13 protein-coding genes are annotated in these 15,179 nt (G+C 60.4%); 3 read left to right on the forward strand and 10 right to left on the reverse strand.

Translation table 11 applies throughout. The annotated features are described in order from the left end of the window. The first annotated feature begins 33 nt into the window (after positions 1–33). Both FHS92_RS00925 and FHS92_RS00930 read left to right on the forward strand, forming a co-directional pair. Positions 34–1,251 (forward strand): glycosyltransferase, encoded by a 1,218-nt coding sequence (locus tag FHS92_RS00925; protein ID WP_184076662.1) that lies wholly within the window; start codon positions 34–36, stop codon positions 1,249–1,251. Continuing rightward, a complete protein-coding gene (locus FHS92_RS00930; protein WP_246351712.1) occupies positions 1,248–2,432 on the forward strand; it encodes a glycosyltransferase family 2 protein in 1,185 nt (394 codons plus the stop codon). The genes FHS92_RS00925 and FHS92_RS00930 overlap by 4 nt, the downstream gene beginning before the upstream one ends. 76 nt (positions 2,433–2,508) lie before the next feature. Here the strand turns inward: FHS92_RS00930 and FHS92_RS00935 are convergent, their stop codons facing one another. Then, positions 2,509–4,254, reverse strand: coding sequence for a hypothetical protein (locus FHS92_RS00935; protein WP_221230843.1), 1,746 nt, complete (start codon positions 4,252–4,254; stop codon positions 2,509–2,511). A gap of 456 nt (positions 4,255–4,710) precedes the next feature. Here FHS92_RS00935 and epsI point away from each other — a divergent pair, with 456 nt between their 5' ends. Continuing rightward, positions 4,711–5,409, forward strand: coding sequence for an exosortase-associated protein EpsI, V-type (epsI, locus tag FHS92_RS00940; protein WP_221230844.1), 699 nt, complete (start codon positions 4,711–4,713; stop codon positions 5,407–5,409). Here epsI and FHS92_RS00945 read toward each other — a convergent pair. Genes FHS92_RS00945 through FHS92_RS00985 form a run of 9 tightly spaced genes read right to left on the reverse strand, consistent with a single transcriptional unit; the run spans position 5,393 to position 15,121 of the window. Next, positions 5,393–6,694 (reverse strand): glycosyltransferase family 4 protein, encoded by a 1,302-nt coding sequence (locus FHS92_RS00945; protein WP_184076669.1) that lies wholly within the window; start codon positions 6,692–6,694, stop codon positions 5,393–5,395. The genes epsI and FHS92_RS00945 overlap by 17 nt on opposite strands. After that, positions 6,691–7,662 (reverse strand): hypothetical protein, encoded by a 972-nt coding sequence (locus FHS92_RS00950; RefSeq protein WP_184076671.1) that lies wholly within the window; start codon positions 7,660–7,662, stop codon positions 6,691–6,693. The genes FHS92_RS00945 and FHS92_RS00950 overlap by 4 nt, the downstream gene beginning before the upstream one ends. Next, positions 7,663–9,072 (reverse strand): hypothetical protein, encoded by a 1,410-nt coding sequence (locus FHS92_RS00955; RefSeq protein ID WP_184076673.1) that lies wholly within the window; start codon positions 9,070–9,072, stop codon positions 7,663–7,665. Beyond that, the gene (locus FHS92_RS00960; protein WP_184076675.1) at positions 9,062–9,637 is read right to left on the reverse strand and encodes a serine O-acetyltransferase; all 576 of its coding nucleotides are present in this window, start codon (positions 9,635–9,637) and stop codon (positions 9,062–9,064) included. The genes FHS92_RS00955 and FHS92_RS00960 overlap by 11 nt, the downstream gene beginning before the upstream one ends. Continuing rightward, complete coding sequence (locus FHS92_RS00965; RefSeq protein ID WP_184076677.1) at positions 9,634–10,659, reverse strand: glycosyltransferase family 2 protein; 1,026 nt, start codon at positions 10,657–10,659, stop codon at positions 9,634–9,636. The genes FHS92_RS00960 and FHS92_RS00965 overlap by 4 nt, the downstream gene beginning before the upstream one ends. Then, a complete protein-coding gene (locus FHS92_RS00970; RefSeq protein ID WP_184076679.1) occupies positions 10,656–11,705 on the reverse strand; it encodes a glycosyltransferase in 1,050 nt (349 codons plus the stop codon). Before FHS92_RS00970 ends, FHS92_RS00965 begins: the two co-directional genes overlap by 4 nt. Beyond that, on the reverse strand, positions 11,702–12,220 hold the full coding sequence (locus FHS92_RS00975; protein WP_184076681.1) for a serine O-acetyltransferase: 519 nt from the start codon (positions 12,218–12,220) through the stop codon (positions 11,702–11,704). Before FHS92_RS00975 ends, FHS92_RS00970 begins: the two co-directional genes overlap by 4 nt. Further along, a complete protein-coding gene (locus FHS92_RS00980) occupies positions 12,210–13,664 on the reverse strand; it encodes an undecaprenyl-phosphate glucose phosphotransferase (RefSeq protein ID WP_184076683.1) in 1,455 nt (484 codons plus the stop codon). The genes FHS92_RS00975 and FHS92_RS00980 overlap by 11 nt, the downstream gene beginning before the upstream one ends. Beyond that, a complete protein-coding gene (locus tag FHS92_RS00985) occupies positions 13,664–15,121 on the reverse strand; it encodes a tetratricopeptide repeat protein (protein WP_221230845.1) in 1,458 nt (485 codons plus the stop codon). Before FHS92_RS00985 ends, FHS92_RS00980 begins: the two co-directional genes overlap by 1 nt. Between the last annotated feature and the right edge of the window lie 58 nt (positions 15,122–15,179).

The following is a 15,179-nucleotide window of genomic DNA, read 5'->3' on the forward strand; positions in this document are numbered from 1 at the left end:
GCATGGCGCGGATCTGGCGATCGGGGTGCTGCTATGAAAATCGCATACCTCACCACTCAATATCCCGCTGTCAGCCACAGTTTTATCCGGCGGGAGATTCTCGCGGTCGAGGCGGCTGGCGCGGAGGTGAAGCGCTATTCGATACGCCGTCCCGCATCCGAGCTGCCGGATCCCACAGACCGTGCAGAGGCCGCGCTCACCCAAGTCGTCCTGGGGCAGGGGGCTGTCGCACTGCTGAGCGCGACGATCACAACGGCTTTGCTGCGACCCGGGGCCTTTCTTCGTGCGGTCGGGTGCGCGTTTCGCATGTACCGCGCGAGCGGGCGGACATTCGTGCGGCACTGCGCCTATTTGGTGGAAGCCGCATGGCTGGCGCAACGCCTGCGGGCCGAGGGGATCGAGCATCTGCACGTTCATTTCGGCACCAATCCGACCGCCGTGGCGCGACTGGTGCGTTTGCTGGGTGGAGCGCGTTACAGCTTTACGGTTCATGGGCCCGACGAGTTCGACAATCCCCGCGAGTTTGACCTCCGTGGCAAGATTACCGATGCGGCGTTCTGCGTGGGCATCAGCAGCTTTGGTCGTAGCCAGCTGATGCGGTGGAGCGCCTATAAAGACTGGCCTCGCATCGAAGTTGTCCGCTGCGGTGTGGATGGGATTTTCACGGCGCCGATGGCGACCACTCCCTTACCGGAAGAGCATCGTTTGTGTTGCGTAGCGCGGCTATCGGCGCAGAAGGGCCTTCCGCTGCTGATCGAGGCCGCAGCGGCTGTAAAGGCGCGTGGCATCGATTTTCACCTCACATTGGTGGGCGACGGCGAGATGCGCGGCGAAATCGAAGTGCGCATCGCGGCACTGGGTCTTGGTGACAGCATCACGATCACAGGGTGGGCGAGTGCCGATCGCGTCCGTCACGAGATCGGCGCGGCCCGCGCGATGGTGCTGCCGAGCTTTGCTGAAGGGCTGCCGGTCGTCATCATGGAAGCGCTGGCGCTGGAACGCCCTGTAATCGTGAGTGCGATTGCGGGTACGCCGGAACTGGTGGATAATCAGTGCGGATGGCTTGTTCCGGCTGGGGATGTCAACGCGCTGGCCGATGCCATGGTCGAAGCATTGGAAGCGCCCGTCGACCGGCTCGCGACTATGGGTCAAGTCGGGCGCGGCCGGGTGCTAGCACGCCATGATGCCGGAAAGAACGGTGCGCAGATGCTTGAGCTTATTCGTTCCGCAGCTATGGAGCACGCACATTGATTGCCTTGTCCGCGCTTTCCTGGATGCTGGTTGCCCCTGTGGGAGCCGCACTCTGGGTGCTGTTGGTGGAGGTCACACTTGGGGTTGTGCCCAGTCGCCGCCGTCCCGATGAGAACAAGCAAGGGGCACGCCTCCGCACTGCGATCCTGATGCCCGCCCACAATGAAGCGCGCGGGATCCCGGCGATTATCTCTGCCCTCGCCCCCGCTCTGAATGATGACATGCGTCTGCTGGTTGTCGCGGACAATTGCAGCGACGACACGGCGGCTGTCGCCCGTGGTCTGGGCGCAGATGTGGTGGAACGGCAGGATACCGACCGTCGGGGGAAAGGCTACGCGCTGGCATATGGTCGGGATGCACTGGCGGGCGATCCGCCCGAATGCGTGATTGTTCTGGACGCCGATTGCGAGGTAGAGGACGACGCCCTGACGCAACTCGCGCAGGCGGCAGTCGAGTACGGTGTTCCGGTGCAATCCTGCTATCTCATGCGGCCGCAACCCGATGGTGCGGCAATGGTGCAGATTTCCAACTTTGCGTTTCTGGTCAAGAATTTGGTACGGCAGCGGGGGGCGGCGCGACTGGGCGCGCCAGCTGTTCTTGGCGGCACAGGCATGGCCTTTCCGTGGACCATTTTTTCGACCGCACCGCTCGCCTCCGGCGATCTGGTGGAGGATCTTGCACTCGGGATCGAAATGACCCGGAAGGGCCACACACCCCGCTTCCTCGAGCATGCTCGGACATGGAGCCGGGCTGCGTCAGGCGAGGACACGCTGGAGCAGCGTACCCGCTGGGAGCACGGCTTCATCGACACGGCGAGACGCACGGCTATCCCGTTGCTGGGGGAGGCAGTCCGTACGGGTTCGCCGCGCCGGTTATGGCTGGCGCTCAATCTGTGCGTGCCGCCGCTGGCACTGCTGATGATGGTTGCGGTGGGGGTCTGGGGTGTCGCCGCCATATTATGGCTGCTGGGGGCGAGCGAGATACCCCTGATCACCCTTTCGTTGCTGCTGGGGGCGAGTGGACTGGCGCTGGTGGCGGCCTGGGCCGTCAATGGCCGACAGATGTTGAGAGGGGCGATGCTGCTGCGTATCCCGCTCTACATCGCGTGGAAGCTGCCGGTCTATCTCAAGCTGGTTCGGGCGCCCGAAACCCAATGGAAGCGCACGGGGCGCGGAGACTGAATTCCTGCGACGGACAAAAAAATGCCGGGGAGGATCGCTCCACCCCGGCGTTCTATGTGTGTGTGCGGGCCTCGCCTTATTTCAGCGTCGAGGCGAAGGTCTTCACCGCAGCAGCCTTGGGCGCTTGCGCGAGCGGCTGACCAGGATATTCCATCATCGGGAAGGCGCCGTATCGGGAATAGCTGCCCGTGTCCGAATAGAGCATCATCACGTCGTTGAACCGGGCCTTCCACGCCGCGAGATAACGGGCGTACATCTCACCCATACGCGGATCGCGGTTCATGACGAGGTGACGTTCGTCGGTATTCGACACCAGGTGCTGGCCCGCTTCATAGGCGATGAAGCGTTTCTTGTACTTTGCGGCGAGGTCAGCGTTGCCCTGTGAGGACGTGAAAGCAGCATCCATGCTAGTCTTCAGCGATGCGAAAAGCGCTCCCAGATCTTGGGCTGTCGCGTTCGCGCCGTTGAAGGCGTCGTGGCCGAAATACGGTGCCGTCGCCAACGCGTCGACATAATCTGCGGTGCCCGGGAACGAGAGTATCTGCTCTGCCACCCACGGGTTGGCGTTCTGGCTGGAAACAACGCGGACAATACGGTTCGGCTGTTGCGCGAATACTTCCGTCCAGATTTTCATGAACGAAGTGGTCTTTTGTGCATAGCGCAACATGGCGGCCTTGAACTCGTCCCCAGCAAGCTTTGCCGCGAGTCCTTCAGTGGCAGCCTGGCGATAAACAGGGAACTGTCCGTTCCAGACCTCGTTCGACAGCTCGACGTAAATCTTGTGTGACGGATCGACATTATCGCGAACATAGGTTGCGTAACGACGCACATAATCATCGTCGGCGTTCCACGAGATGGAGAACCAGGGATCCACATTCGCCTGATTGGCCAACGCGACCAGATATTCCAACGGGGGACCATCCGGTCCTGAGAGATTTTCGGTGTTCACCGTCGCGCGGGTTGCCCATGTGACCTTGTTGTTGGAGTTTACCCCCTGCCATTCCATGAACCGCACCACACGATATGGTGCGAACGAAGCGATAAAGGCAGGATCGAAAATGGCGTCAGGCGAAGCTGTTGTTTCCCGGCAATCGAGCCGACGGACTGGGTTGCTTGGATCTGTTGCCACAACACGAAGATGGATCGGTTCAATGTAGGCGGTGGGGTCGGCGCCAGCAACAGGATGCCAAGTGAATGTTACACCATTGCTCTGTGTTACGACATTGTTGACCGGGCCATTGCCCGCGCTCAGTTCACCCTTGCCCAGGAACGTGCACCGAATATTGACGGGTTTGCCAAAGCGCAGCGCTGGCGGGGGCGTGATCAGCTTAATACCGTAGTCGCCGGGATTCAGGAATTTCACGTTGCCGCTCGCATCGAGCCGTTCGGCAGGCATGGCTTCGAAGTAGATGCCCTTCTTGGTTTCGGCCAGCGCCCAGGTTGAGGCGTACAAGAGGTTTGAAAATGATCGCTGACCACTCCAGTAAGACTGGGCGTTGACGTTGACACCCAACTGCATGCCAACCCCCGCCGGTTTGGGAGCAGGCGTCGGCGTGAGTACCGGTGGATTCTGCACGACCGGGGTGGGTTTTGACGGGTTAAGAGTTACACTTCCCGATCCGCCCAGCATCATCGATAGGAACGTCGCAAAGCTAACAGGAATTGCTACAATAGTTCTCGCCATGGTGCTTGACTGACTTGTTGTTACTTCGGCGTATCCGGTGCCGATAACAGCAATAGAAATGGCCGCTATGAGCATACTACGCGTACTTGCACCATTTTTTAGGCGCGCCGTCAATTTGTTTGTCGATGTTGAAGACATGCATCAATCCGTTCGTTACAGTGATCAGCCGCCCATCGGCTCGGTGTATCTGTATCCCGGCAACTTATAATCCGGCATGGAGAAACCTGGTTAAAAGGTTGTTAAGCCCGCACGCCCGAAATGTCGGCAGCGCGGCATCCGCAAAACCGCGGAAAAGCCTGAAGTTGCTGGAACTCAAAGCAGAATTCGTTAAAAAAAATTAACCCCGGCTCCCTTGGCGGGTTCATGTCATAGACACGTGAACCTCATATTAACCTTTTACTTACGTGCACCCAAGACTGGCGGACAGTGCACGGTTTGCGCTATATTTCGGTTGCGACGGTGCTGGGGTGGTGATCCAGAATGAGACAGGGCCTGCGCGAAAACTGCGAATAAATCTTCCGTTGTGCTGTTGCTGCTGCTAATATCTTTAACAATATCTGCCACAATCTGAAAAATATGGGTGAGGTTGCCAGTTTGAACGACGAATCGACGGCTCAGGGCGGATTTGGTTTCTCCCGTCGCAGCCTTTTGATGGGCTGCGCTCTGCTCGCCACGGGTGGCGTGGCCCGTGCACGCATGCCTCAGCGTCGCTACCCCTATATCAGTAAGGCTCAACTGGAAGCGATGCTGCCGAAGTTGTTTCGAGGCTGGCATGCAGCGGACAGTGGCGCTTTGATCATGCCCCCACAGGATGAACTCTCCAAGAAACTGTACGAGCACATCGTTACGCGCGTTTACAGCAATGATGCGGGTGAAGCCGTGATGTTTCTGGTGGCGTACAATAGCCGACAGATTGATGAAGTACAGGTTCATCGTCCGGAAGTCTGCTATCGCGTGGCCGGATTCGACATTCTGAGTTCGACCCCGACAAACGTGGCGATCCCCGGTGGCCCGCAGGTCGCATCGCGCGTTGTGGAAGCCCAGTCTATGCAGCGGAAGGAAAACATCCTTTACTGGACCCGTGTGGGGAAGAAATACCCGCTAAATTGGGGCGAGCAGCGAATCGCCATGCTGGAAGATAATGTTGCGGGTTATTATCCCGATGGTGTGCTCGTCCGCATGTCTTCCATTCAGCCTCGGATTGAGGACGCCCTTCCAAAACTCAAGCGGTTTGCGAACGATTTGTGGGCCAGCACAACGCCCGCCGGTCGCCGGATTATTTTTCAGGGTTAAGTTGCGCGCGCCTAAGCAGCTCTAACGCTTGCGCAAAACTGCGGCTCGCGCTTGGCAGTGTGGCGGCGTCATAAATAGTTAGCCAGTGATGGAGCAGATCCGGCCAGCTAAACCCGGCGCGCTCTGCCTTGTCGCGTGCGGCCACCGCGAGTTGGTTTGCCGCTTCTCCGTCCGCCCCCAGGCGGGCCATTGCAACGGCCAATTCAGAGATTACGCGCGCCTCGTCCACCGGCTCGATAAGGACCCCCGTATCGTCATCGAGAAGTTCGGCGGGACCACCCCAATTCACCGCGATAACCGGGAGGCCGAGCATCATTGCTTCCTGCACGACGATCCCATTGGCTTCCGCGAGCGACGGGAACACAAAGGCGCGATAGGACCGCAGACGGTCGAATAGCTGCGCGCCACCAGGCACCCATCCCAGAAAGCGAACACGATCCTGGACGCCATCGTTGCGCGCCAGGTCTTCGAGAGCTCGCCGCTCCTCTCCATCGCCGATAATATCGAGCTGCGCCTGCGGAACGGATTTCAGCGCGCGGATTGCCAGGTCGCACCCCTTGTAGCGAACGAGCCGACCGAGAAACACGAAACGGAAGTTGGGACCGTCATGAGTCATTGCGGGGCAGGTAACGAGCTGGGGGTCGACCCCGCTGTCGAGTGTGAACACCATCTGTTCGCGGCGGCATCCACCCAGCATCAAAGCGTCGACCGTGCGCTCCCCTCCTGAAATGAGGAGGCAAGCAGAGCGTTTTCCGCGAAAGAAAAGGCCCGAAATTTTTTGCACGGGTGCAAGGATCTTCTGTCCGACGCGCTTGGCCCAAGTCTCGCGATCGGCAAAGGTGGGCGGATGAAGGATATTGCCATTGAGTGGCCCAATGACCACCGACACTCCAGGAAACCGGAAATAGGGAATATTGGGTGAGATCGGCGAGGTGAAATGGACGATCCAAGGCTGGAAGTCGCGTGCGACCTGTCGCGCCTTGCGGTGAAGAAGCCATGCGCCCAGCCAGAGTAGCGCCCAGTCCAACCGCAGGCGATACAGAAGCTTCTGCACCGGTCCGTCTTCGACATAATGGACATTGAGGTTGGCGTTCGTGGCGCGCATCTCATCGCGCACCCGCGCATGCGTAATTTGCACCACGTCGCATCCCATGGCGAGAAGACCCTCCAGAATCATCAGTGCCTTGATCGCCTCGCCACCCATGCGGCGGGAAATATTCGGCGCCACCAGAAGGATGCGGGGCCGTTCCAGCTGCCCCGGCTCATCGGCCGATGGATGCATCATTCGCTACCCAGAATCCGGTATAATCCGAGCCGCGCAGCCAACCGACGCAAGGCAAACTTACGTTCGAACTTCGCGCGGGGGAAATCCACATAGGGTTTGGCGGGCGTGGGAGCATCAAGCGTCGCCTTGCCTGAGAGGATGCCCGCGCGCTCCGCTTCGGGGAACCAATTTTTCGCCACACCCCCGCCGTGGATGCACTTGAAATGCGCGATGTCAAGCGCAGCCAGCGTGTCGTTGCCGCTTTGCCCAAACCGGCGGCGCAGGCGGGAAGGGACGCTGTTCGCGAAGCAATACCAGGTTGCAGGATCAAGATAGGCCCCGCCGCTCTCCTTGGCGAGAGCCGCCCATATGATCGATTCCACATGCATGGACCGGGGAAGAGCGTCCCCGCCGAGTTCGACGATCAGCCGATTGAGGAAGGCCCAGTCGAGTGGGAAGCGAGCATGGGCGACACCGATGTCGGTGTGATCGGCCATCGGGATATCTGCTTCGAACGCTGTCCGCACAGTCGCCTCGGGCAACAGGCAGTTGGGACGTTGCCACATCAACAAAAGGCCCTGGGCGGGCGTGGGTTCAAAGCAGAACCGGTTGGGGAAATACACGTCGGGATCGAGAATGATCATCTCCTCGCCCGCCTGCGCGAACAGGGGTGGATCGGTAATCTTGCGCCAACACGGGTGCCCCTCGCGGAACTGCCGGATCGCTGGAAAATCGGCGTACAGTAGAGAGGCACGATCGTCCGCATCGGCCTTGTCGAACACGGTCCAACGCTGACCGGGATTTTTGCCGAAAGCTTCGACAACGGTGGTCAGAGCCTTTTTATCCGACGGGTCGTCGGTGATCAGAGTTACGTCGATCGGCTCGATGGCGTTACGCGCAAGGCTTTCGAGGCAGCATTGCGCGTAAGGCAGCGAGCGGGCGCTCATCACCACATAGATCTTGCGGGGGGTATCGGACGGAACAGGCATTCAGGCAATCTTCCCCGGTTGGAGGCTTTCGCTGATGGGAGCGCCAGGCGGCGCGGCGCGTTGGCGACGTACGCGGCGGATCATATGTGGGCTGAGGCCGCTGAGCGACCCGGCAAGCAGCCAGGTAAAGGGATTAAGCGAAGAGTTGGGAATGAGATCGAGCAGATTGACCATGAGCACCATGAGGAGGCTGATTGTGGCATAGGCGTTCCCTAGGGTTCGTCGCGCACGATAGGCAATTAGAAACGCTCCACACAGTAGGCCAAAGCAGGCGGTGTAACCGACCCAGCCATATTGACCCACGACGATGATCCACACGCCGTCCGTAATCGAGGCTTGGCCGTCACCTGTCCAGCCAGTCGCATAAATCTGGTTGCGGCCCCAGGTCCCCCAGCCGAAAAATGGCCGCTGGTTAGCCTTGGCAAGCAGATTTTCCTCATTGTAGATCCGGATGCCAAGCGAGTCCGCGCGGTCCTGGCTGACGCTTGCGGTGGCGGACAATATCTCCTTCACCGGGATAATGCCCGTTCCACGGAGGGCCGGATAGGTCAACAGGACGAGGGCGAGACCCGTCATGATCGTCAACAAGGGTCGCGCCCGCATGAAGAGCAGCATGGGTGCGAAAATGGTGCCGAACATGATCGCGCCACTGGATTTGGCCATGACCAGCACAAAGGAAAGCCAGCCTGCTACCGCCGGAGGCGGAACGCGACGGATCGCAACCTTTTGACGCCACAGCCCGACGGCCGCGAGAAGGCACATGCACGTGAAGATGGAAACAAGCAGGCCGTGCCCCATGAAGACGATCGCGCGATAGCCGTTGCTGCGGATCGCCTGGATAAATTCATGCGGAAAGAATCCGTAGAGCTGGACATGCAGCTGCGGGCTGAAGCGGACCTCCCACAGGGTCGGAAGGGAATAGATCAGCCCGGCAATCACCAGCGCCCGCAAGACTTCCTGATGATCGCTGCTCCGGCTCAACAGCGAATAGCCGAGAATGAACGGAATGAGCGTGCACGCTTGGGTGAACATTGCACTCAGCGAGTCATACATCGTCATTCCCGGTATGGAGCTTTGCGACAGGATGATCGGATCCCGATTGTTGAAACCGGTCAGCAGCGGGGAAATGAAGAAGATCGCCATCAGCAGAACCACTGTTCCGCTCTTGGGCATCCGCAGATATTTTTCCCGGCTGAAGAGCACGACGCACACCAGCGTGCAAACGTTGGGAATGGTGCTCTTGTCGAGATTGGGCAGTCCGGGCAGATCGAAACCCGTACGCACGGGCAGAAACATGTAAGCGCCCAGTAACGACCAGATCAGTGCGCGCCGCAGCGGCATCGCCTGAAAAAGGATGATCGTAATGATCGGCCAAAGCAGCAGCGCGGCATAGGCAATCTTATTTGGCATGAGGCGCCCTGTTCCCGCATTCGACCACCCGCGCGGGCATGCCAACAACCAGCGCACCTGCCGGCACATCGTGGAGAACCACGGCATTGGCGCCGATCGCGGCATTGTCGCCTACGTGGATCGCGCCGAGCAGCGCCGCACCTGCCCCGATATTGACGTTGCAGCCGACGACCGGCGCTTCACCTGGGCGATCAATCCGGCGCACTCCGAAAGTACAACCCTGCCGGATTATCGTGTTGTCGCCGATCACTGTGTTACCATGGATGACGATGCCGCCCTGATGCTCGATAATGACGCCGCGCCCGATCCGGGCGGTGTAGGGAAGTTCGATCCCGTAAACATTGCGACAGTGACGAAACATCGCCCGGTAAGCAATGCGGAAAAGCGCGCGCAACGGCAGGAAGCGAACTCCCATGCGCCACACGCCGAAGCGGTAGACGGCGAGAGTGCGAAAACCGGGAAGTGTCCAGTCGCGGTTATGGCTGCGATAATCTTCGCGGATGAGGGTCCACAGGCCGGGAACGCCGGTTGCCGATGATGGCTCGGTCGGATGGGGCCCTGTCATCTTTTGTACTCGATGAGGGCGGAGCGCCGTCGCGTAAGCCGGTGCCAGAGAAAACTCAGTGCGCCAGAAACCTGGGCGACTTTTCCCAAGAGGAGGAGTGCCGCGTCCGCTCGCGCGGCGCCCGGCGTTAGTCCACCCCTACGCAGATGGGCGCGCAGCCGGGCGAATTGCACGAGGTAAAGCATCAGAATGGCGGTGGGAACGACCAGCGCAACCGGCGCAACCAACGCCGCAAAAAGACCAACTAGGGCGAATGCAGGAAATGCCAGCCCCCAGATCGCCAAGCTCGCACATTGCCTGACCCAGGAGGGATCGGCATTCTTGCCGTGGATCCAGACATGTTCGGCATAGGCATGTCCGGACCGCTTGGTTCGGCGCCACCAGGAACGGATGTCGTGGATATCGGCATCATGCCGCGTCATCTCCGCCGCGATGCGACGGATCTTCCACCCCTTGGCCCGCATGCGGAGGCAAAGGTCGGGTTCCTCTCCAGCGATCAGCGCCTCGGTATAACCACCAACCGCCGTCACCGCAGCGACACGCATCAGCGCATCCCCACCACAGGCGCGCACTTCGCCGACCGGGACATCCCATTCGCGGTCACATTGTGCGTTATAGATGCTGGCTTCAGGATGCATTTCGCGACGGCGTCCAAATACGACCGCCAAGCCCGGCTCCTTGGTCAGTGCGGCCAGCCCAGCAGTTAGCCAATCGGCATCGAGAGCGCAATCGCCGTCGATGAACTGCACATATTGGATGGAAGGATGGTCGGCGAGCAGCCGATAAAGCCCGGCGTTACGGGCCCGTGCTGCGGTAAAGCCTGTTGATGTATCCAGATTGACGACCGACGCGCCGCTTTCCCGCGCGCGCTTGAGGCTTCCGTCAGTCGACCCGGAATCGACATAGACGACCGGCAGGCCGCGCGGCAGGGAAGCGAGACAGGCGACGAACCGCGCACCCTCGTTCCGCCCGATGGCGACGATGCCGACGGACCCGGCGTCCGATGACGGGGGGAGGCTCATGCTTTGAACGACTGCCAGCGGGGAGGGGCGCCGGGAGCATCGCCCACACGGGCAATGGCATCAACTGCATCCTGCGGCCGGGGCGTCAACCCGCTTGCGAGCAACTGTGCCCGGTCACCCCGTCCGGAAAAGGATCGACGGCGGGACGGGGGCAGGAAGGATGTCACACGGGCGATCAGGTCGCCCACTAGCCAGGCGATGTTCGCGGTGAACAGGGTGCCCGCGCCCGATGTACGGGCCAGATACCGCCTGCGCGATTCGAACCAGTAACGGGGAAGGGCCTTCGCACTCGGCCCATCCCCGGACCGGACACCCGTCGAGACACCGCCAATGTGCATGACCCGGCTCGTGGGGACGTAGCGGACCGACCAGCCGTGCTGCCGCAAGCGGTGCAGTAACTCCACTTCTTCGAAATACAGGAAGAAGCCGTCGTCGAACAAGCCTGCCTGTTCCAGCGCAGCGGTGCGGAACAGGCAGGCTGCCCCCGCGACCCAGGCCACGTCGGCAGGTTCGTCGGTGTCGACGAAGATCGGCCGAAGACCGAGCATCCGGCCGATCCTGTGTGACCGGGTGCCCCGGACAAACTCGGTGGCGATACTGTGGTCGCGGAAGGCCGAGCCGGCCTTGCCCCCGTCCGGGTTCAGCAGGAGACTGCCGCACGCGCCGCCGTGGGGATGATCGCGCATGTCGTCGATCAAGGCTCTTATCGCACCGGGCTCGATAATGCAGTCCGGGTTAAGGACCATCACGAAGTCGGGCCGTGCGTCAGTTGCCAACAGCCTCAGTATCGCCTGGTTGTTCGCCCAGCCAAAACCACCGTTGAGCGCGAGCGGCAACAGCGTGACGAAGCCGTCGGCGATGAGGTCCGAGAGCGCGAGGGCGAGAATGTCGGGAGAGCCGTCTCCGGATGCATTGTCGACCAGCGTGACCGTCAGGTCCGGCACGTTCTCCCGCTCCGCGACGAGCGAGCGAATGCACGCTATGCTCTCGTCCGGCGTGCGGTAGTTGACCATCACCACCGCACAGGAGGGCATCGACCCGGTCACCGCGCCACGACCCTCGCCGGGATACCCACAACCGTCGCGCCTTCCGGAACGTCGTCGACAACCACTGCATTCGCGCCAATCCGGGCGTAATTGCCGATCGTGACCGGCCCGATGATTTTCGCGCCCGCTCCGACATCGACATGCGCGCCCAGCACTGGCACCCCTCTGCTGTTGGAGCCGAGCGTCACCTGCTGGAAGATCAGACAATTCGGTCCGACGACGCTGTTGGGATGGATTACAATGCCATGGGGATGGGGGATCAGCAGACCTCCACCGATTTTGGCGTCCAGCGGGATGTCGCACCCGGTAACCACGGACCAGAACCGGTGGCGCCATTTCGCGATTTTACGCATGAACCCGTGGAACAGGTTATGGCCCGACCAGCGCTGGTGGCTCCGGATCGCGGCAAGGAACGAACGAGACGGATACCATTGCAACGCCCGCTTGTGCTCCCGGCTCCAGTCTGGAGTAATGGCTGTTGTTGCGTCACGGCCTGACGCCGCATCAATAGGCATGCCGATCCCAGACCAGCTTGATACAGGTTTCCAGGATGATGCGCATGTCGAACAGCGGCGACCAGTTTTCGATGTAATAGATATCGTATTCGACGCGCTTCTTGGCACGGTCCATCGTATCGATTTCGCCGCGTAGCCCGCGCACCTGCGCCAGGCCGGTAATGCCGGGCTTCACCCTATGGCGGGCGGCGTAGCCATGGACGGCATCGTAATAGAAGCTGTCCCCCACACGCATTTCCGTCGCATGGGGCCGCGGCCCCACAATCGACATCTCGCCACGTAACACGTTGATGAGCTGGGGCAACTCGTCAATGCTGAACCGGCGGATGAACCGGCCTACCCGGGTGACGCGCGGGTCGCCCTTGCGCGTTCGCTGCGCTCCGCTGACGTCCTGCTTGTTGACGTACATCGACCGGAATTTGAGAACGTCGATCTCAAGATTGTTGAAGCCAAAGCGCTTCTGACGGAACAGCAGCGGGCCAGGGCTGTCAATCTTGATCGCAATGGCCGTGGCGATCAGCAGCGGCGAAAGCAGGATGAGCGCAATGAGGGCAAGGACGCGGTCCTGAAACTCCTTCAGAACTCCATCGAAATCGCGCATCGGTTGCTGCCATACATTGAGCACGGGAAGCGAGCCGATATAATTGACCCGATAGCGGTCACGCAGGATGAGGAATTCGCGCGGCATAATGCACACGTCAATGGCTCCGGCGCTAAGCTGTGCAACGATTTCTTTCAGCCGGTCATCCCGGACGTGGGGGAGGGCAACAATGAGCTGGTCCAGCCTGCCTTCACGGGCCAGAGCCAAAAGGCTGTCGAAGCCGCCCAGATAGGGAACGTTATCCAGTGCGGCGGTATCCACGCGCGATTTGCGGTCGTCTGCAAAGCCGATAACGTTGATGTGCGGCAGCCGCTCGATCTCCAGCAACTCAAGAACCCGCCCCGTGATCTCGCGGTCCGCTCCATAAATGGCAACGCGCTGGCCGATATGCCCTGCGCGCATCATCCGCCACATCAGGCGGCGTAGCATCATGCGGCTCAGCAACAGCATAATGAAGCTGCATCCGATGAAGATCAGACCGAAGCGGATCGAAAATTCGCGGATCATGCCGAATTGCGTGATGGTAAACGCTGTCAGCGTGATTGCGACGAGAAAGTCGACCAGCGTGCCCCGACCCATGTCGTCGCCTTCGCCGCGCAGCGCCGAGTACGCGTCGCGGGAAATGCGGATCAGGAAGAAGTTGATCGCCATGACGATGGCTGCGGTGACGTGCAGATGCACGTCGAGATAATAGCCCCAATACCAGGAATAATAGAGACGGGCGAGCCCGAACGACAGCAGGAAGCACAGGACGTCGTTGATGATACCGCCCGAGCGGAGCACGTTCGACGTGAAGCGCACATATTTGTTACGCTTGGGTTTGTTGAGATCGGCTGGGATCATTATATTTTTCCGAACAGGCCACGCCTGGATGACACGCCGGGCGGATCGTCCAGAGCAAAGAGCGTGGCGGCGGTCGCGTTTCCGGCTTGAGCTTCCCGCAAGCAGGAAGCATCGTTGTTCGCGCGGCATTGTGCGGCGAACTCGCTCCAGGCCCGGACCGAAGCGGGGCTCGTGCGTGTGAACTGACGTGCGACGTTCATCGCACGGCTGTTATCACCGGAACTGTGTAGAAACTGCAAATATTGTTTTAATAAAAACAGGTTTTGCGGCATTTTCTGAAGAGCCTCTTCATAAAGCTGCCGCGAGCGCCACTGGCGCCGCTGGGCAGCAAATGCCTTGGCCAAACTGTCATAAGCGGCCGGATTGAGCGGATCATCGCTTATCACCGATTGCAGATCCACGATAGCCTTTGGCGTGTTCCGGAACCGCAACTCCATCATCCCGCGCAACAGCAGCGCGTCGGGGTTGTTCTTATCCTCCCGGAGAGCCTGCAGCATCAGAGACTTAGCCCCGGAGATATCCCCTTTGGCGTAGAGCGCCTGGGCGCGGATCGCGCTGATCCCCTGGCTCTTGTCCGCTGGCACCGCATTCATTACCCCGAGAGCGGCGTCGGGAAGACCATTGAGCAGCAAGGTACGCAGGGTCGCCCTGACGACCGGAAGATTGGGCGATGCGCCGATGGCGCGCTGGGTTTTGGCGTCCAGCGGATCGGAATCATATTCCGACCACATGCGAAAGACCTGTTCTGCCTGGGCCGATGTGACCGTCGGGATAGCAAGCACGCGGGCCGATATGGGCCGCGCGGTATCCGCCTTGCCGGTCTTGTAAAGGAAATTGGCATAATCGACCTGCGCATCCAGATCATCTTCTACGATCGGCATCAGGCGCTGGTAATTGGCCACCATCTTCTGCGCGTCACCAGCCTTCCGGTTGATGTTGAGAAGCGTCGTCAGCAGCAGCGGCGTTTCGCCTTTGCTGATAAGCGCCGTGTCGATCAGCGCGCGTGCTTCGGGGATCTTGCCCTGCTTCGCCAGAATACGCGCCTTGATCGCGCTGGCGCCTTCGTCGCCCGGAGCCAGGGCGAGGGCCTTGTCGGCATATTCTGTGGCATCAGCAAAGCGGTTGCGGGTGAGGGCGGCTAGTGCCTTGACCTGATGCCCCACGAGCGACTGCGGTTGCAGAACAAGCAGGCGGTCCGCCGCGTCATTGGCCGCCTGTGTTTGCCCATATTGTGCGTTGAGCAACGCAAACTGCGTCAGCGCGTCCACATTGCTGGCGTCGAGATCCAGTGCCTGGGAATAGGATTGCAGTGCGGCGTCGTTTTTTTTGAGCGCCAGGTTTATGCGACCTTGCAGGACATAATAGTCGGCCACATCGTCCCGCTCGCTGATCGCTCTCATGATGATGATGTTTGCCCCAGGCAGGTTGCCCGCTTCCAGCAGCGTCTGGGCAAGCATTGCGTCCTGCGCTGCCTGCTCCTGGGAATGCCCGCACGCTGCGAGCAGCCCGAGGGAG

Origin of the sequence: Sphingobium subterraneum, from assembly GCF_014199435.1 — a bacterium.
Classification (GTDB): domain Bacteria; phylum Pseudomonadota; class Alphaproteobacteria; order Sphingomonadales; family Sphingomonadaceae; genus Sphingobium; species Sphingobium subterraneum.

Coding starts and splice junctions, on each gene's coding strand:
- FHS92_RS00925 (WP_184076662.1), top strand. CDS start 34: ATGAAAATCGCATACCTCACCACTCAATATCCCGCTGTCAGCCACAGT.
- FHS92_RS00935 (WP_221230843.1), bottom strand. CDS start 4,254: ATGTCTTCAACATCGACAAACAAATTGACGGCGCGCCTAAAAAATGGT.
- FHS92_RS00945 (WP_184076669.1), bottom strand. CDS start 6,694: ATGATGCATCCATCGGCCGATGAGCCGGGGCAGCTGGAACGGCCCCGC.
- FHS92_RS00950 (WP_184076671.1), bottom strand. CDS start 7,662: ATGCCTGTTCCGTCCGATACCCCCCGCAAGATCTATGTGGTGATGAGC.
- FHS92_RS00955 (WP_184076673.1), bottom strand. CDS start 9,072: ATGCCAAATAAGATTGCCTATGCCGCGCTGCTGCTTTGGCCGATCATT.
- FHS92_RS00960 (WP_184076675.1), bottom strand. CDS start 9,637: ATGACAGGGCCCCATCCGACCGAGCCATCATCGGCAACCGGCGTTCCC.
- FHS92_RS00965 (WP_184076677.1), bottom strand. CDS start 10,659: ATGAGCCTCCCCCCGTCATCGGACGCCGGGTCCGTCGGCATCGTCGCC.
- FHS92_RS00975 (WP_184076681.1), bottom strand. CDS start 12,220: ATGCCTATTGATGCGGCGTCAGGCCGTGACGCAACAACAGCCATTACT.
- FHS92_RS00980 (WP_184076683.1), bottom strand. CDS start 13,664: ATGATCCCAGCCGATCTCAACAAACCCAAGCGTAACAAATATGTGCGC.
- FHS92_RS00985 (WP_221230845.1), bottom strand. CDS start 15,121: ATGCTTGCCCAGACGCTGCTGGAAGCGGGCAACCTGCCTGGGGCAAAC.